The sequence below is a fragment of the Mesorhizobium sp. M1227 genome (assembly GCF_040318315.1).
In the GTDB taxonomy this organism is placed as follows: domain Bacteria; phylum Pseudomonadota; class Alphaproteobacteria; order Rhizobiales; family Rhizobiaceae; genus Mesorhizobium.
Genome location: NZ_JAMYLZ010000002.1, coordinates 276536 through 293659 on the forward strand (window position 1 = coordinate 276536; position 17124 = coordinate 293659).

14 protein-coding genes are annotated in these 17124 nt (G+C 63.2%); 8 read left to right on the forward strand and 6 right to left on the reverse strand.

Translation table 11 applies throughout. The annotated features are described in order from the left end of the window. Positions 1–6: 6 nt before the first annotated feature. Both NKH28_RS04615 and NKH28_RS04620 read right to left on the reverse strand, forming a co-directional pair. Positions 7–1299 carry a M23 family metallopeptidase gene (locus NKH28_RS04615; protein WP_352977975.1) on the reverse strand — a complete coding sequence of 431 codons (1293 nt, stop codon included), beginning with the start codon at positions 1297–1299 and terminating at the stop codon, positions 7–9. 137 nt (positions 1300–1436) lie between these two features. Continuing rightward, entirely contained in the window at positions 1437–1904 is a 468-nt protein-coding gene (locus tag NKH28_RS04620) for a peroxiredoxin (protein WP_352471944.1), read from the reverse strand. A 96-nt stretch (positions 1905–2000) separates the two neighbouring features. On the opposite strand from NKH28_RS04620, the gene NKH28_RS04625 reads away from it, so the two are divergent. Next, positions 2001–5378: a hypothetical protein gene (locus NKH28_RS04625; protein WP_352833260.1), complete on the forward strand. Its 3378-nt coding sequence runs from the start codon at positions 2001–2003 to the stop codon at positions 5376–5378. Positions 5379–5806: 428 nt separating this feature from the next. Here NKH28_RS04625 and NKH28_RS04630 read toward each other — a convergent pair whose 3' ends face one another. Continuing rightward, positions 5807–6370, reverse strand: coding sequence for a TetR/AcrR family transcriptional regulator (locus NKH28_RS04630; protein WP_352472054.1), 564 nt, complete (start codon positions 6368–6370; stop codon positions 5807–5809). Between the two features lie 110 nt (positions 6371–6480). Between NKH28_RS04630 and NKH28_RS04635 the strand changes: the two genes are divergently transcribed. Further along, a complete protein-coding gene (locus tag NKH28_RS04635; RefSeq protein WP_352472053.1) occupies positions 6481–7269 on the forward strand; it encodes an SDR family NAD(P)-dependent oxidoreductase in 789 nt (262 codons plus the stop codon). A gap of 50 nt (positions 7270–7319) precedes the next feature. Beyond that, positions 7320–8414 carry an alkene reductase gene (locus tag NKH28_RS04640; RefSeq protein WP_352471941.1) on the forward strand — a complete coding sequence of 365 codons (1095 nt, stop codon included), beginning with the start codon at positions 7320–7322 and terminating at the stop codon, positions 8412–8414. A gap of 547 nt (positions 8415–8961) precedes the next feature. Here the strand turns inward: NKH28_RS04640 and tyrS are convergent. Beyond that, complete coding sequence (gene tyrS / locus NKH28_RS04645; RefSeq protein WP_352977977.1) at positions 8962–10215, reverse strand: tyrosine--tRNA ligase; 1254 nt, start codon at positions 10213–10215, stop codon at positions 8962–8964. Between the two features lie 386 nt (positions 10216–10601). On the opposite strand from tyrS, the gene NKH28_RS04650 reads away from it, so the two are divergent. Both NKH28_RS04650 and NKH28_RS04655 read left to right on the forward strand, forming a co-directional pair. Beyond that, the gene (locus tag NKH28_RS04650; RefSeq protein WP_352474713.1) at positions 10602–11330 is read left to right on the forward strand and encodes a glycosyltransferase family 2 protein; all 729 of its coding nucleotides are present in this window, start codon (positions 10602–10604) and stop codon (positions 11328–11330) included. Beyond that, positions 11323–11655 carry a lipid-A-disaccharide synthase N-terminal domain-containing protein gene (locus NKH28_RS04655; protein ID WP_023674681.1) on the forward strand — a complete coding sequence of 111 codons (333 nt, stop codon included), beginning with the start codon at positions 11323–11325 and terminating at the stop codon, positions 11653–11655. Before NKH28_RS04650 ends, NKH28_RS04655 begins: the two co-directional genes overlap by 8 nt. A 40-nt stretch (positions 11656–11695) precedes the next feature. On the opposite strand, the gene NKH28_RS04660 is transcribed toward NKH28_RS04655, so the two are convergent. Then, positions 11696–12346, reverse strand: coding sequence for an FMN-binding negative transcriptional regulator (locus NKH28_RS04660; protein WP_352836343.1), 651 nt, complete (start codon positions 12344–12346; stop codon positions 11696–11698). A gap of 6 nt (positions 12347–12352) precedes the next feature. After that, a complete protein-coding gene (locus NKH28_RS04665; protein WP_023674683.1) occupies positions 12353–13027 on the reverse strand; it encodes an alpha/beta hydrolase in 675 nt (224 codons plus the stop codon). Positions 13028–13265: 238 nt separating this feature from the next. On the opposite strand from NKH28_RS04665, the gene NKH28_RS04670 reads away from it, so the two are divergent. The 3 genes from NKH28_RS04670 to sufC all read left to right on the forward strand — a co-directional run bounded on the left by NKH28_RS04670 (position 13266) and on the right by sufC (position 17119). Continuing rightward, entirely contained in the window at positions 13266–14444 is a 1179-nt protein-coding gene (locus NKH28_RS04670; RefSeq protein ID WP_352977979.1) for a cysteine desulfurase family protein, read from the forward strand. Positions 14445–14632: 188 nt separating this feature from the next. Beyond that, positions 14633–16150, forward strand: coding sequence for a Fe-S cluster assembly protein SufB (sufB, locus tag NKH28_RS04675; RefSeq protein WP_352614113.1), 1518 nt, complete (start codon positions 14633–14635; stop codon positions 16148–16150). Positions 16151–16363: 213 nt separating this feature from the next. Then, entirely contained in the window at positions 16364–17119 is a 756-nt protein-coding gene (sufC, locus tag NKH28_RS04680; RefSeq protein WP_023674687.1) for a Fe-S cluster assembly ATPase SufC, read from the forward strand. Positions 17120–17124 lie beyond the last annotated feature (5 nt).

Sequence of the window (17124 nt, forward strand, 5' to 3'; positions counted from 1 at the left end):
CCGGCTCTACAGATACCGCTCGACCTTCTTGCCGACGGTCAAAAACCGCAGCGGATCGATCGCCTCGCCATTGTGGCGGACCTCGTAGTGCAGGTGCGGGCCGGTCGAGCGGCCGCTGTTGCCGGTCTTGCCGATGACGTCTCCGGCATCGAGCTTCTGGCCGACGGCGACGTCGATTTCGCTGAGATGCCCGTAACGCGTTACAAAACCGTTGCCGTGGTCGACCTCGATCATGCGGCCGTAGCCGCCGTTCCAGCCGGCCTTGACCACGACACCGCCTGCCGTGACCTTGGCCGGCATACCGACCGGCGCCCTGAAATCCATGCCGGAATGCAAGGCGGCCGTGCCGAGGATGGGGTCGGTGCGCACGCCGAACGGGCTGGTAACGCTGCGGCCGGGGGCGGGGTTGGCGAGCGGCAGCCGGCGCGCTTCCTTTTTAAGATGATCCAGCGCGTCAAGAGCCTCGTCCAACTCCTTGACCTTGCTGTCGAAGACCAACGAGCTGTCGAGTGGTATCAGCGGGCCACCAACGTCGCTCTTTTCGAATTCGCTATCAACGGGCAGGCCGGCGGCCTCGAGCGCCTGCGAGATCGCGTCGGCGCTTTTGTAGGCATTGTCGGCAAGTGTGGCGATGCGGGTGAGCTGCTGGCTCTCGATGGCCTTCAGCGAGTTGTTGATCGAAACGAAGAGCTTGTCTGCCCGGTCGGCCGCGCTTTCGCTCGGCAGCGGATCGGCGCGGGTCGACCACAGCGAGAACGGCCTGGTGTCGTCAACGCCCACAGGAGCGGCAAGGGGGGCGGCAAGGCTGGCGACGGAATAGGCCGTCGGCTGGATGCTGCCGGTCGCGTCGGCATGTTCGTCCGGCTTTGCCGTCGGCATGGGCGGCGTTGCGACCTCGTTTTCGGCTCGTTCGAGGATCGGGCCGAGACGGCCGTGACGCAGGCTGAGCTGGCTCTGCCGTTCCAGCAGCTCGCTGACCTTGGTTTCCATCAGTTGCTGATCGAGTAGCTGGCGGCTGGTGATGCGGTCGACCTGGCTGCGCAGTGCCGAGATGCGGTCTTCGTAGGTCTGCTGCATGCGCGCCTGCCGCGCCGTCGTGGCGCCGATTAGATCGTCGCGCAGCACCAGATAGGAGGTCGCCAGCAGGTAGCCGATGACGACCGCCGCCAGCGCCGAGCCGCAAAATGCAGCCAGCCACGGGCGTATGGTGAAATGCCTTATCTGGTCGCCCCGGGCGATGATGACCGTGTGGGGCTCTCTGCGTCTGCCGAAGACCGCTGACTGACTGGCTACGTTCACGGGACCAAGCTTTCGTTACGACACCAACGACAAGCCTGATTACACATTATTAGGGTTAACAAAGTTTTGCCGATCGAACGACAGGCAAAGGTCTTCGCGCAAAACGGGTATCGAATTACAGCGGCCTGGCGCAGCTCTCAAAGGGCGTGAACCGCCTCCAGCACCTCTTCGGCGTGCCCCTTGACGCGGACGTTGCGCCAGATCCTGGCGATGCGTCCGTCCCGGCCGATCAGGAACGTCGCCCGCTCGACGCCCATATAGGTGCGGCCGTAGAGCTTCTTTTCCACCCACAAATGGTAAGCCTCGATCACTTTGCGCTCTTCGTCGGCGACAAGGTTGACGCTCAGATCGTATTTCGCCTTGAATTTGTCATGTTTCTTGACGCTGTCCGGCGAGAGCCCGATGACGACAGCGCCGGCCTTTTCGAACTCCGGCTTCAACTGCGAAAAGCCGATCGCCTCGTTGGTGCAGCTTGTGGTGTCGTCCTGTGGGTAGAAATAGAGTACGATGGGTTTTCCCAGCAATGCGGCGAGGCTGAGTGAACCGCCGCCGTCGCGCGGAAGATCGAACTGCGGCGCAACATCGCCCACGTCGAGGCCAGCCATACCGATGCCCTTGTTTGAGGTTACGCGCCAGGCTGCATCGATATAATGTCGAGCGGGGATTCGTCCACGATCGAATTCGTTTCAACGGAAGATTGCGTGGATCAGGAGCTACCGCAGCACGAGAAGATCAGGTTCAGGCGTGACGAGATCACCGACCTGGGAACCTTTCCGTCCGCGTGCCGCGTCCCGCCGCTCGGCCAGGCGTCGATCGGTCGCGGCGTCCGTTTGATGGCGCGGCTGTTTGCCGGCCTTGTCGCCCTTGTGCTGCTGGCTGGCGCCGGCGTCTACGCGATCGGCGTGTCCGGCTTCGGCTCGGAGCGGCTTCGCGCGGAAGCCGAAACGGCAATCGAGAGATTGGCCGGCTTCGATGTCGACGTTGCCGTCGGGCCGGCCCGGCTGACGCTTGACGGGTCGAGCTTCATTGCGCTGCAGGTCAGCGACGTCAGCCTCAAGACCGCCGACGGCAAACCGATGGCCGATGCCGGCCGGGTCCGCTTCGGCATCCGGCTGATCCCGCTGCTTTCGGGCGAGGTACGGCTGACCAGCGCCCGGATTTCCGACGCGCACATCGTCATGGCCGCGATGCCGTCCGGCGGCGACTGGACGGCCGGGCTGCGCAACCAGGATGGCCTCATCGATCCGGAAAAACTTTCCGCCGCCGTCTTCGCCAACGTCAACCGCGCGCTCGATGCGGTGCGCGTGGATTCGATGCGCCAGATCGATCTGCGCAACGTCGAGCTGGCACTGCCCGAGACCGGATCGGTCAAGTCGGTCACCATCGCCGACGCCTCCGTGTCGCAGACGGGACCGGGAAGCATGGAGTTTTCATCCGATGCGGATGTCGACGGCAGGGGACTTACCATCGCCGCTTCCGCCACCCGCGATCCGGCGACGCGACGCATCACCACGCTGGATGCCAGCATCCAGGCGGCGGATGCCGAAGCTGCGGCAGCAGGCGGCAAATTGGGCGCGATCGCCTTGAAGCTGGCGGGGTCGGAAGGGACCGGCGACAACAGTTCGCGGCTGACCGCTGCCCTGTCACTGACCGGGTCGGTGCTCAATCTCGGTTCGCGCGGCCTGCTTCCGGCCGACATCGATCTCGATGCGACGCTCGTCGCCGGGTCGAACAAGATCCAGGTCGAAAGCTTGCTGGTGAAAACCGGCCGCTCGACCTTCGATTTCGCCGGTTCGATCGGCCCGAAGCCCGCTACCGGCGCAGCGGGCGAGGAGCCATCCTATCGTTACGACCTGACCAGCGACGGTTCGACCCTGGCGCCTTCGGATTCGCCGGAGCCGGCGCTCAGCTTCATTGCCCGTATTGCCGGCGTCTACCAGCCGACGAGCCAAAAGCTGGTCGCCGAGCAGATCGGCGTCCGGTCCGGACCGGGCAGCGAAGTGCTGGGCACGGCTTCGGTTTCATTCGTCGCCAACCAGGCGCCGGGCATATCGGTGGCGCTCAATGTCCACGACATGCCGGTCTCGCACGTCAAGCAATTATGGCCCTGGTTTTCGGCGCGCAATGCCAGGCTGTGGGTGCTCAAGAACCTGTTCGGCGGCCGCGTCGTCGATGGCAGCCTGCAGTTCCAGGTCGTGCCCGGACGGCTCGGCAACGGCGTGCCACTTTCGGCCGATGAAGTGTTCGGCCGATTCCAGGTCGAAGGATCGCGCTTCGACACGGCCGGCCGCATTCCGCCGATCCGCGATGCCGTCGGCGTCGTCGGCTTCCACGGCAATGACGTCGACGTCGCGCTGTCGTCGGGCAGCGTCTATATGCCGAGCGGCCGCACGGTGGCGGCGAGCAACGGCACGCTCACCGTCAAGGCGGCGAACCATCCGCCGGTGATCGGCGCGCTCGACATCGATGTCGCCGGCGAGGCGCCGGCAATCGCCGAGCTGGCATCCTTTGACCCGATCAACGCCATGCGCCATGTCGGCCTGCTGCCGGACGACCTGTCCGGCACGGTGACCGGCCACGTCAAGGCCGATATTCCGCTGCAGTCCGGTGTCGACTCTTCCAAACTCGATTGGCTGGTGGCGCTCGACTACAAGGACCTGTCGCTGGGCAAGCCGTTCGAGGGCCAGACGGTCAGCCATGCCGACGGCTCGATCACGGTCGCGCCCGACCGGGCGGTGATCTCGGCCAAGGCGCTGCTCAACGGCATTCCGGCCGAGCTCGACCTGATCGAGCCACTCAGGGATGGCGGCCCGCCGCGCAGTCGTAAAGTGGAGCTGGTGCTCGACGACAAGACGCGCGCCACCGCCATGCCTGGCCTGTCGACGCTGCTTTCCGGAACCATCAAGGTGGCGATCGACAAGAGTGGCACCGGCAACCAGAACGTGTCGGCCGACCTGACCAATGCCAGGCTGGACATTCCCTGGGCCGGCTGGAGCAAGGGCCCCGGCATTCCCGCCAAGGTGGTCTTCGCCATGGCGAAGACCGGCGACACCACGACGCTGTCCAATTTCGAACTCGACGGCAAGACCTTCTCCATCGACGGCAGCGCCGTGCTGGTCAACGGCGCCTTGTCCTCGGCCCGGTTCAGCAAGGTCACGTTGAACAGGGGCGACGACGTCGCCGTCTCGGTGAAGCGGTCGGGCAAAGCCTATGCGGTCGAGGTCAGCGGCAGCGCGCTGGACGCACGCTCGCTGATCAAGCAATTCACGTCCGATGTCGATACCGCCACCAAGACCACCGGCGTCGATGCGATCTCGGTCAGCGCCGACGTCAGCTCCCTGACCGGCTTCCACGACGAGGTGCTGTCGAATCTGAAACTCGACTACAGCGCCGCAGGCTCCCGGGTGAACGGGCTCAAGGTGAGCGCCACGGCAAGTTCGGGAGCCGCCATCACCATCAGCAACACGACCGGCGGCGGCCTGCGCACGCTCAACATGAAGTCGGCCGACGCCGGCGCCATACTGCGCTTCCTCAACATCTACGAGCATATGGAAGGCGGCTCGATCACGCTGGCGCTCACCGGGGCCGGCGACGGTCCGATGAAAGGCCAGGTCGACGCCAAGAACTTCTTTGTCGTCAATGAGCCGAAGCTCGCCTCGATCGTGTCGACGACGCCGGCCGGCGACAACCGCAGCCTCAACGAGGCGGTCAAAGGCAATCTCGACACGTCGAGGGTGAAGTTCGAGCGCGGTTTCAGCGAGATCGATAAGGGCAGCGGCTATCTCAAGCTGCGCAACGGCGTGCTGCGCGGCTCGCGCATCGGCACCACCTTCCAGGGCACGCTCTACGACCAGAACAACAATATGGACATGACCGGCACGTTCATGCCGGCCTACGGCGTAAACCGCATCTTCGGCGAACTGCCGCTGATCGGCGCACTGCTCGGCAACGGCCGCGACCGCGGCCTGATCGGCGTCACCTACAGGCTCAAGGGCAACGCCAACAAGCCGAACCTGGAGGTCAATCCGCTATCGGTGATAGCGCCCGGGATTTTCAGGTCGATCTTCGAGTATCGCTGAGGTCAAAACCCAATTACCTCGAGCGACCGAGTTTTGATCTTAAGCGGCCGCTCGTCCGCCCCGCGAATTCACGCCCATGATCCAAAGGCGACTGACGTCCGCCCGGGCCTAAATGGCCGCTTTGCGCCTAATGTCGGCCGTTAAAGTTAGTTGTGCCACCGCCTTACAGCGGACATCACCGGCGATCGCGCTTGAGGGCGTAGTTGCGCCAGGAGCGGTCATTCGATGTTCTGCCGTTGAACGGCTTCATTCGCCAGTTTAGCGGAAATTGGGCGACAGCATGGTTCCCTCAACAGGGAAGTTCGAAACCCTCTTGGTCCGCGGATCCCGCTGATTGCACGCTGCCGTGCGATATTCTGCAAGATAGCCACCCAACCAACGCCGATAGCCGCATTGCTCTCGACAAGAGCACTCCTGCCGCAGACCACCTAGCTGGCAGACACTTGGCTGATCCCGGCATCGACCCAGGCACGCGTCTGCTCAAGCACTTCATCCGAGAGCGCGGGATCGTCGATCGCCCGGGCGAGGATTACTGCCCCCACCATCGCTGCCCAGCTTCCGATCGCCGCGCGGCGTCTGTCTGCCGGATCCAACTCCGGGAGCGCCTTGCCGATACGGTCGATCTGCGATCGTAGGCCTTCCGTCATGGCCGAGCGTGCAGCCGGGGTCTGATGGCGGATGGCTGCGGCAAGGCCCGCCGTCGGGCAACCGCCGGCGCAGTTGTCGCGATGCCGGGGCGAAAGATAGGAACCTACATAAGCGCGAAGATCGCCCCCTCCGCCTGAGTCCGCGGCGAGGACGTGGGCAAGGGTCTGCGCGATCAGGTCGTCCTTCGAACTGAAATGGCCATAGAAGCCGCCATGGGTGAGCCCGGCGGCCTTCATCACTTCCGCCACGCTGACCGCGTCGAACCCCTTCTCGCGAAACAGCCGGCTGGCCGCATCCAATATCCGGTGACGGTTCTCCGTCATCTGCTCTCGACTGACCTTCATTTCAAAATTCTCCGTCGGCCCCGTTGACATTTACATGATGCCCATCATATTTAGCCGCAATCATGATGATCGTCATGAATATAGGTTCCATCAGAGAAAAGAGCAATGCCATGACCACCATTCCATCAGTCCTCATCACCGGCGCCTCCACGGGCATCGGAGCTTCCTATGCCGAACGGTTCGCCCGCCGCGGACACGACCTCGTGCTGGTTGCCCGTGACGTGGCACGAATGGAGGCACTGGGAGCCCGGCTCCGTCAGGAAACTGGCGTTGCGATCGATATCATCCAGGCTGATCTTACGCAGCCTGCCGAGCTTGCAACGGTAGAGACGAGGCTGCGCGATGACGCCCGCATCGGGATTCTCGTCAACAATGCCGGAACAGCCATCGGCGGAAGCTTCATCGAGCAGAGTACCAATGACGTCGCCCGGCTCGTTGCGCTCAACACGACCGCGCTTCTGCGACTTGCCAGCGCCATCGCCCCGCGTCTTGCGAAAGCTGGCGAAGGGTCGATCGTCAACATCGGCTCCGTGGTCGGGCTGGCGCCGGAGTTCGGGATGACGGTTTACGGCGCAACCAAAGCCTTCGTGCTGTTTCTGTCGCAGGGGCTCAGCCTCGAGCTCGCGCCGAAGGGTGTCTACGTCCAGGCCGTGCTGCCCGCCACGACGCGTACGGAGATCTGGGACCACGTCGGCGCCGACATCAACACGCTCTCCAACGTGATGGAGGTGGACGATCTGGTTGATGCGGCGCTGGTCGGCTTCGACCGCCGCGAACCGGTGACCATCCCGCCGCTTCCCGATGCCGGGCAGTGGGATGCGCTTCAGGCCGCGCGCCAGGCCATGCTTCCGAATTATCGGAACGAACATCCCGCCGAGCGGTACCGCAAGGTCGCCTGAGCACCAACGAAACCATTTGATAACGACCTCGTCGCGGCAGGGACAAACCTATGACCAACAAAGCACTTTTTGAGCCTTATTCTCTCGGCTCGCTGACGCTCTCCAATCGTATCGTCATGGCGCCCCTCACGCGCAATCGCGCTGGCCCGGGCTTCGTTCCGGGCGACCTTGCCGCCGAGTATTACGGCCAGCGGGCCTCCGCCGGCCTGCTGATCTCCGAGGCCACGCAGATCTCGCGGCAGGGACAAGGTTACCAGGACACGCCCGGCATCTATTCTCAGGCTCAGATCGACGGCTGGCGAAAGGTCACGACCGCGGTGCACGCCAAGGACGCGCGGATTTTCCTGCAGCTCTGGCACGTCGGCCGCGTCTCGCACGTCGATCTGCAGGAGAACGGCGCCGCGCCCGTCGCGCCCTCGGCAATCCGGGCCGCGACCAAGACGTTCGTGAACAACGGCTTTGTCGAGGTTTCGGAGCCCCGCGCGCTGGCGCACGACGAGCTTGCGGGGATCGTCAACGATTTCCGGCAAGCAGCCGCGAACGCCATTGAGGCCGGCTTCGATGGCGTCGAGATTCATGGCGCCAACGGCTATCTGCTGGACCAGTTCGCCAAGGACGGTGCCAATGTCCGCACGGATGCTTATGGCGGATCGGTCGAGAACCGCGCCCGGCTGATGCTGGAGGTTGCGACTGCGGTGGTCGAGGAGATCGGCGCAGAGCGCACCGGCATCCGGATTTCGCCCGTCTCGCCCGCCAACGGCGTCTCGAGCAGCGCCCCCCAGGCGCAGTTCGACTATATCGTCGATCAACTCGATGCTTTGGGCATCGTCTATATCCATGTCGTCGAGGGCGCCACGGGCGGATCGCGCGATGTCGCGCCGTTCGACTTCGGATCGCTCCGCCGCCGCTTCAACAATACCTATATCGCCAATAACGGCTATGACCTCAACCTCGCGGCGTCGCGGCTCGCCGAGGGCAAGGCGGACCTCTTCGCCTTCGGGCGCCCGTTCATCGCCAATCCCGACCTTGTGGAACGGCTGAAGACGCGCACGCCGCTGACGGAGTTCAACTCGGCGACGCTCTATGGCGGCGGCTCCGCTGGCTATACCGACTATCCCGCGATCGCCGCCTCAAGCCGCCCATGAGCTATCGGAGGGCGGCGCCTGCGAGGCAGCCATCCCACGTGACAGCAGCGCCTCAGGGCATCTCTCTGGCGTTCCGCTCGAACTGGTGTCCAAACCCAGGGATTCAGGAGGGCCATGGAGGGCTATAGCATAGACGTTAGCTCCTCTGGTCCGCCCAGGACCAGCCAGGCGAGATTCGTAGCACGTCGTACGTTCGCTTTACCGGCGCAAGCGGACCCGTTCACCGTGATTTCGACTGTCGTGAATGGGTCAGATCGCGTCGAGGCATGGGGGCGCCTGAACGTCCGCTTCTCACATTCCAAGCCTCCAAGCCTCCAAGCCTCCAAGCCGCAAGTCCGCTTCCGTGCCTCGAACAAGACGTTCATCGAAGCGCCGCAGAACGTCCGCTATTTGCGCTACCTGCTCGATCCGATCGATGAGACGAATGGCACCTCAGCCATTCTCGGGAGCTAGCTGATTAACCTCGGCGGTGATTCCGAACCGAAGGTAAGCGCCGCAAGATGAAACCGGTTTCGGAAAAGATCTAACAGGAAGTACCGGGCCCTGGTCAGACCGGCCGCACCAGAACGTGTTTCTTCTTGCCGAGCGACAGCTTCGCGACGTTTTCCGGGCCAAGGTCCTGCAGCGTCACCATCCTGCGATCGTCGGCCACGAGCTGGTCGTTGAGGCGCACGGCGCCGCCCTGGATATGCCGCCGTGCCTCGCCGTTGGACCCGGCCAGCCCGGCGGTGACGAACAGCGACAATATGCCGACGCCGGCTTCAAGATCGGTCCTGCCCACCTCGACGGTTGGCAGTGTTTCGGCGAGCGCCCCTTCTTCGAACGTCTTACGCGCCGTTTCGCTGGCCTCCTCCGCCGCCTCGCGGCCATGCAGCATGGCGGTGATTTCGGTGGCGAGGATCTTCTTGGCTTCGTTGATCTCCGAGCCGCCGAGCCGTTCGAGGCGTGCGACCTCGGCGAGTGGCAGGGTCGTGTAGAGCTTCAGGAAACGGCCGACATCGGCATCCTCGGTGTTGCGCCAGTATTGCCAGAACTCGTACGGGCTCAGCATCTCCGCATCGAGCCAGACCGCGCCCGAGGCCGACTTGCCCATCTTGGCGCCGGACGAGGTGGTGAGCAGCGGCGTCGTCAGCGCATAGAGCTGCGCGCCTTCCATACGATGGCCGAGATCGATGCCGTTGACGATGTTGCCCCACTGGTCGGAGCCGCCCATCTGCAGCCGGCAGCCGAGGCGCTTGTAGAGCTCGACGAAGTCGTAGGCCTGCAGGATCATGTAGTTGAATTCGAGGAACGACAGCGACTGCTCGCGCTCCAGCCGGAGCTTGACCGAATCAAAGGCCAGCATGCGGTTGACCGAAAAATGCCGGCCGACATCGCGCAGGAAATTGACGTAGTTGATGTCCATCAGCCAGTCGGCATTGTTGATCATGACGGCGTCGTTGGGGCCGCCGCCAAATTTGAGGTAGGGCGTGAAGTTGCGGCGGATGCCGGCGAGATTGTCATCGATGTCCTGCGGCGTCAAAAGCTTGCGCGCCTCGTCCTTGAACGACGGATCGCCGATCATCGAGGTGCCGCCGCCCATCAGCGCGATCGGCCGGTGGCCGGTCTGCTGCAGCCAGTAAAGCATCATGATCTGGATCAGCGACCCGGCATGCAGGCTCCTGGCGGTGGCGTCGAAGCCGATATAGGCGCTCACCGTTTCCGTGGCGAAAAGCTGGTCGAGGCCGGCATCGTCCGAGGTCTGGTGGATGAAACCGCGCTCGCTCATCGTGCGCAGGAAATCGGATTTGAAGGCGGACATTTTCTTTCCCGAAAAGCTTCCGGCCGAACGCGGCTCGGCTATGCATGAAGGCGGGCGTTTAGCACTCAAGCGCGATCAGCAAAAGTGGAATCCGGTTTTGCGACACCCTCTTGCCTTCTCCCCTTGTGGGAGAAGGTGGATTGGCGCGCAGCGCCAAGACGTTGAGGGGTGCTGGACGGAGTGCCGTCGTTGCCAAGCTGGAACACCCCTCATCCGACCGCGCTTCGCGCGGCCACCTTCTCCCACAAGGGGAGAAGGGAGAACCCCAAGCGTGCGGCCTGCTTGCGTCATTGTTTCGGCTGGCGTAATGAGGCGCCGCGCCAGCGGGGCTCTTCCACTGGACCGCGCGGCATCGATCGAATGCCATATCCTGTGACAGAGTCGAGATGCCGGAGATATCCATCGTCATTCCTTGCCGGAACGAGGCGGCGAACCTGCCGCTTCTGCTCGACGAGATCGGCACTGCCATGGCCGGGCGGGACTTCGAGGTCATCGTCGTCGACGACGGCTCGACAGACGATACGCCTTCGGTGCTTGCCGCAGAGGCAGCGCTTCGCCGGTTTCCGCTGCGCCATCTCAGGCATGAAAAATCCGCCGGCCAGTCGCTCTCGGTGCGCTCAGGCGCCTGGGCGGCGCGCGGCGATATCGTCGCCACGATCGATGGCGACGGCCAGAACGACCCCGGCTATATCCCGGTGTTGATCGACGCGCTGCGGCAGGCTGGTCCCGAAGTCGGGGCCGCGCAGGGACAGCGTCTGAAGCGCCGCGACAGCAAGATCAAGCAACTGGCGTCGCGTTTCGCCAACGGGCTGAGAAAAGCCATCCTGCACGACGAGACGCGGGATACCGGCTGCGGCCTCAAGGCGATCTACACCGACATTTTGCGGAAATTGCCGTTCTTCGACGGCACCCACCGCTTTGTTCCGGCGCTGGTCATCCAGGAGGGCTACCGCGTCGTCCATTGCGATGTCGTCGACCGCTCCCGCCGTCACGGCAAATCGAATTACGGCATCTTCGATCGCGGCCTGCAGGGCGTGCTCGATCTTGCCGGCGTCTGGTGGCTGCGCCGCAGGCGCCGCAGAATGCCCAAAGTAGAGGAAATCAGGCATGGGTAACGTGCTTCAGGAATTGGCGACCTGGCTTCACGATGTTTTCGTCAAGCAATTCGATGCCTGGGTTCTGCTCGGCTTCGTCGCCCAGTTCTTCTTCACCATGCGCTTTCTGGTGCAGTGGGTGGCGTCGGAAAAGGCCAAGCGCAGCGTCGTGCCGATCGCCTTCTGGTTCTTTTCGCTGTTCGGCGGCGGCCTGCTGCTGATCTACGCCATCCAGCGTCAGGATCCGGTGTTCATCGCCGGCCAGGCCATGGGCCTGTTGATCTATATCCGCAATCTCTGGCTGATCGCCAACGAGCGCAAGGCGGCGATGACCAAGGTCGATTGAACCCGCCACCGGCCTGAACCGGTCGAGCAAGCAATCCAGATTACTTGCCGTCCAGCCCGCCGTAAGACCTTACCAGCCGGACCATGTCGGCCGAATCGGCAGTCTCGCTCTCGAGCCCCTCGGCGACACCGACGCGGTCGGCGGCCGGGCGGTTCTGGCTGACTTTCCATTTGCCGCTGATTTCGGTGATTTCGATCTCCAGGCCGACGATGCCCTTGATCTGTGACTGGATGAAGGGCGCCGGCGCGTCGGTCACCGCCCACGGCGCCGAGCGGCTGCCCTCCTGCGACATCGTCAGATCGGAAATCTGCTCGGCCAGCCAATCCTGGTCTTCGATCACCGTGACGCTGCCGCGCACCTGGACGATGGCGTAGTTCCAGGTCGGTACCACCTTGCCGGTTTCACGCTTGGTCTCGTACCAGGACGGCGTCACATAGGCATCGGCGCCCTGGAATACGACCAGTACCGGCGCCAGGGGATTGTCGGCCAAAAGCCGCCATTGCGGATTGGCTTTGGCCAAATGGGCGCGCAGCCTGCCGTTCGGTGGCACATCCGCGTCTAGAAGAAAGGGAATCGCGTTGGCGACCGGCCCCTCGACGCCGTTCGACACCAGCAGGCCAAGCGGATGCGCCCGGATCAGCCCGTGCAGGACGTCCGGCCGTGTTTCCTGGAAGTGAGGCGGTTGGTACATCGCCGATTATCTCAGCCGCTTCGGCCGTGGGTCGGACAGTTCCCCGGCCAGCCGGCGATCGAGATAGTCCGCGCATTCCTCGATCAGAAGCTCAGCATGGTTGGCAAAGAAATGGTTGGCGCCGGGCAGGGTCTTCTGGGTGATGGTAATGCCCTTTTGCGTGTGCAGCTTGTCGACCAGGCCCTGCACGTCCTTGGGCGGCGCGACCTTGTCGGCGTCGCCGTGGATGATCAGGCCGGACGACGGGCATGGCGCCAGGAACGAGAAATCATAGGTATTGGGCTGCGGCGCGACCGAGATGAAGCCCTCGATCTCCGGCCGGCGCATCAGAAGCTGCATGCCGATCCACGAGCCGAACGAATAGCCGGCAACCCAGCAACTCTTGGAATCCGGATGCAGCGACTGCACCCAGTCGAGCGCCGCGGCGGCGTCGGACAATTCGCCGGTGCCGTGGTCGAACTCGCCCTGGCTGCGGCCGATGCCGCGGAAATTGAAGCGCAGCGTGGTGAAATTGCGCTTCTGGAACATGTAGAAGAGGTCGTAGACGATCTTGTTGTTCATCGTCCCGCCGAACTGGGGGTGCGGGTGCAGGACGATGGCAATCGGCGCGCTCTTTTCCTTCGAGGGCTGATAACGACCCTCCAGGCGGCCGGCCGGACCGGTGAAAATGACCTCAGGCATGAAATACTCCACTTGGCATAAATTGCGCGGCGCCCGGAACAACTTTTCCTCTGGCCTTGACGCAGGGCGAGCGTCTTTCTAGAAGCTAGTTTAGAATTGTTCAAAACTGGGCGGCCAAAAATTGTGGCTCGGCCACCCGCGCCGCAAGCCGCGTAAATAGGACGTCTTGCCTTGCAATTTCAAGGAAATAACGCGCTATCTTCGCGGAACGGCTTTTGAAGGGACCAGTTGGACGGAAATGGCCGGAGCACGCGCCTACCTCGACTACAACGCCAGCGCGCCGCTGCTTGCCTCGGCGCGCGCGGCCGTGGTGGCTGCGCTCGACGTCGCCGCCAACCCGTCCTCGGTTCATGCCGAGGGCCGCGCTGCACGGCGGCTGATCGAGGACGCCAGGCGCGACGTGGCGCGACTGGTCAACGCCAGGGCCGAGCATGTCGTATTCACCTCCGGCGCGACGGAAGCGGCCTCGACGCTGCTGACGCCGGACTGGCAGATGGGGCGCGGCGCCGTCCGCATGAGCCGGCTCTATGTGTCCGAGGCCGATCATCCTTGCCTGCTGAACGGCGGGCGTTTCCCAGCGGCGCAGGTGACACGGATCGGCGTCGACACTGACGGCGTCGTCAGGCTCGACGTTTTGGCCGAGGCTCTCGCCCAGCATGACAAGGCCGAAGGCTTGCCGCTGGTAGCGATCCACGCCGCCAACAACGAGACCGGCGTGATCCAGCCGGTTGGCCGCATTGCCGAAATCGTCAAGGCGGCGGGTGGCATCCTGGTTGTCGATGCCGTGCAGGCGGCCGGCCGCATTCCGCTCGATATGTCAGCGGGTTACGCAGACTATCTGATTCTCTCGTCGCACAAGATCGGCGGCTCAAAGGGCGTCGGCGCCATTGTCGCGGCGTCGGACCTGATGATGCCAAAGCCGCTGGTCAGCGGCGGTGGCCAGGAAAAAGGCCATCGCGGCGGCACCGAAAACCTGGCGGCGATTGCCGGGTTTGGCGCGGCGGCGCGCGAGGCGTCTGCCGGCTTGCAAACGATCGAAACGGTGCGGCAGCGTCGCGACGAAATCGAGGCGATCGTGAAAACGCTTGTTTCGGACGCCGAAATCTTCGGGACCGGCGCGCCAAGGCTTGCCAATACGACATTCTTCGCTATTGCCGGCATCAAGGCCGAGACGGCGCAGATCGCCTTCGACCTGGCCGGTGTGGCGCTCTCGGCTGGATCGGCCTGTTCGTCGGGCAAAGTCGGGCCGAGTCACGTGCTGAAAGCCATGGGTTACGGTGACGGCCTTGGCGCGTTGCGCGTGTCCATCGGCCACGCGACCAGCGCCGAAGACATTGAGCTGTTCCGTTCGGCGCTGGCGACGATCGTCGCGCGCCAAGCCGGTAAGGAAAAGGCAAGCAGGGAACGAGCCGCCTGAGCGCGGCAGACGAAATGTAGGGCCTTGCGGCCTGGTAGAGCCGTGCGTTCGCATTTGGCCGGGTGAATTTCCGGCATGAACGCACTATATGAAACTTACGCCGCCTCGGGTGCCTGATGGGTGCTCGTTTGCGGTGCCATAGTTTGAAAACTGCCGGGCCTTGACCCCGGCGTGGATGGAGAACGCTGATGCCTGCTGTGCAGGAGACGATCGATCGAGTTCGAAAGATCGATGTCGACCAGTATAAATACGGATTCCAGACCGAAATCGCGATGGACAAGGCCCCCAAGGGCCTGAGCGAAGACATTATCCGCTTCATTTCGGCGAAGAAGGACGAGCCATCCTGGATGCTGGAATGGCGCCTGGAAGCCTATCGCCGCTGGGTGACGCTGGACGAGCCGAAATGGGCGCGCGTCCACTATCCTAAAATCGATTTCCAGGACCTCCACTATTACGCCGCGCCCAAGAGCACGCCGGGGCCGACTTCGCTCAGCGAGGTCGATCCCGAACTGCTGAAGGTCTATGAGAAGCTCGGCATTCCGCTCAGGGAACAGGAAATCCTCGCCGGCGTGCAGAAGACCGATGCGTCGGAGCTCGAGGAAGCCAGCGACAACGTCTACAAGTCGGGCCGCGTCGCCGTCGATGCGGTGTTCGATTCCGTCTCCGTCGTCACCACTTTCAAGAAGGAGCTGGCGCAGGCCGGCGTCATCTTCTGCTCGATCTCGGAAGCCATCCGCGAGCATCCGGAGCTGGTGAAGAAGTATCTCGGCTCGGTCGTGCCGACCTCCGACAATTTCTACGCAACGCTGAATTCGGCCGTGTTCACCGACGGTTCGTTCGTCTTCGTGCCCAAGGGCGTGCGCTGCCCGATGGAACTGTCGACCTATTTCCGCATGAACGAGAAGAACACCGGCCAGTTCGAGCGCACGCTGATCATCGCCGAGGAGGGGGCTTACGTCTCCTATCTCGAAGGCTGCACGGCGCCGCAGCGCGACGAGAATCAGCTTCATGCCGCGGTGGTCGAGCTGATCGCGCTCGACGATGCCGAGATCAAATATTCGACGGTGCAGAACTGGTATCCCGGCGACGCCGAAGGCAAGGGCGGCATCTACAATTTCGTCACCAAGCGCGGCGACTGCCGCGGCCATCGCTCGAAGATTTCGTGGACGCAGGTCGAGACCGGTTCGGCCATCACCTGGAAATATCCGAGCTGCATCCTGCGCGGCGACGATTCCAGCGGCGAGTTCTATTCGATCGCCGTGTCGAACGGCTACCAGCAGGTCGACAGCGGCACCAAGATGATCCATCTCGGCAAGAACACGTCCAGCCGCATCATCTCCAAGGGCATCGCCGCCGGCTTCTCGCAGAATACCTATCGCGGCCAGGTCTCGGCCCACCGCAAGGCGACCAACGCCCGCAACTTCACCAATTGCGACTCCCTGCTGATCGGCGACCAGTGCGGCGCGCATACCGTCCCCTACATGGAAGCCAAGAACTCGACGGCGCAGTTCGAGCATGAGGCTACAACCTCGAAAATTTCCGAGGACCAGAAGTTCTACGTCATGCAGCGGGGCATCCCGGAGGAAGAGGCGATTGCGCTGATCGTCAACGGCTTCGTCAAGGATGTCATCCAGCAACTGCCGATGGAATTCGCGGTCGAGGCGCAGAAACTGATCGGGATCTCGCTCGAGGGCAGCGTGGGCTGATGATGATGAAGAGTAGCCGAAAGGTAATGGCTGTTGGACTCGTGTGCTGGGTGGCTACCGCCATATTGGCCGTGTACTTTGTCTGGCAAAAGCCAGACGCTCTGACTGTCGATGATGTAGGGCCGATTCATCAGTTCTCGATTAGGACGAATTGAAGCGTCGAACGGCCAATGGCCAGATCGACTGCCTTGCGATGTAGTAGAAAGAAGAAAAATGCTTGAAATCAGAAACCTGCATGCCCGTATCGTCGACGACGGCACCGAGATCATCCGCGGCCTGAACCTGACGGTCAGGGCCGGCGAGGTCGCCGCGATCATGGGGCCGAACGGCTCGGGAAAATCGACGCTGTCCTATATCCTTGCCGGCCGCGAGGACTATGAGGTCACCGAGGGCGACATCCTCTACAACGGCCAGTCGATCCTTGAAATGGATCCGGCCGAGCGCGCTACCGCCGGCATCTTTCTCGCCTTCCAGTATCCGATGGAGATACCGGGCGTGGCGACGATGGAATTCCTGAAAGTGGCGATGAACGAGCAGCGCAAGGCGCGTGGCCAGGAGCCGCTGAAAATCCCGGAATTCCTCAAGCGCGTGAAGGAAGCGGCCGCCTCGCTCAACATGGACATGGCGATGCTGAAGCGGCCGCTCAATGTCGGCTTCTCCGGCGGCGAGAAGAAGCGTGCCGAGATCCTGCAGATGAAGCTGCTCGAGCCAAAGCTCTGCGTGCTCGACGAGACCGATTCCGGCCTCGACATCGACGCGCTGAAGATCGTCGCGGACGGCGTCAACACGCTGCGCTCGCCGGACCGGGCCATCGTCGTCATCACCCATTACCAGCGCCTGCTCCAATACATCGTGCCGGATACGGTGCACGTGCTCTACAGGGGTCAGGTGATCAAGTCGGGCGACAAGTCGCTGGCGCTCGACCTCGAGGCCAATGGCTATGCCGGCGTGATCGGGCAAGCCGCGTGAGATGC

Coding starts and splice junctions, on each gene's coding strand:
- NKH28_RS04620 (WP_352471944.1), bottom strand. CDS start 1,904: ATGGCTGGCCTCGACGTGGGCGATGTTGCGCCGCAGTTCGATCTTCCG.
- NKH28_RS04630 (WP_352472054.1), bottom strand. CDS start 6,370: ATGAAGGTCAGTCGAGAGCAGATGACGGAGAACCGTCACCGGATATTG.
- NKH28_RS04635 (WP_352472053.1), top strand. CDS start 6,481: ATGACCACCATTCCATCAGTCCTCATCACCGGCGCCTCCACGGGCATC.
- NKH28_RS04640 (WP_352471941.1), top strand. CDS start 7,320: ATGACCAACAAAGCACTTTTTGAGCCTTATTCTCTCGGCTCGCTGACG.
- tyrS (WP_352977977.1), bottom strand. CDS start 10,215: ATGTCCGCCTTCAAATCCGATTTCCTGCGCACGATGAGCGAGCGCGGT.
- NKH28_RS04650 (WP_352474713.1), top strand. CDS start 10,602: ATGCCGGAGATATCCATCGTCATTCCTTGCCGGAACGAGGCGGCGAAC.
- NKH28_RS04655 (WP_023674681.1), top strand. CDS start 11,323: ATGGGTAACGTGCTTCAGGAATTGGCGACCTGGCTTCACGATGTTTTC.
- NKH28_RS04660 (WP_352836343.1), bottom strand. CDS start 12,346: ATGTACCAACCGCCTCACTTCCAGGAAACACGGCCGGACGTCCTGCAC.
- NKH28_RS04665 (WP_023674683.1), bottom strand. CDS start 13,027: ATGCCTGAGGTCATTTTCACCGGTCCGGCCGGCCGCCTGGAGGGTCGT.
- NKH28_RS04670 (WP_352977979.1), top strand. CDS start 13,266: ATGGCCGGAGCACGCGCCTACCTCGACTACAACGCCAGCGCGCCGCTG.
- sufB (WP_352614113.1), top strand. CDS start 14,633: ATGCCTGCTGTGCAGGAGACGATCGATCGAGTTCGAAAGATCGATGTC.
- sufC (WP_023674687.1), top strand. CDS start 16,364: ATGCTTGAAATCAGAAACCTGCATGCCCGTATCGTCGACGACGGCACC.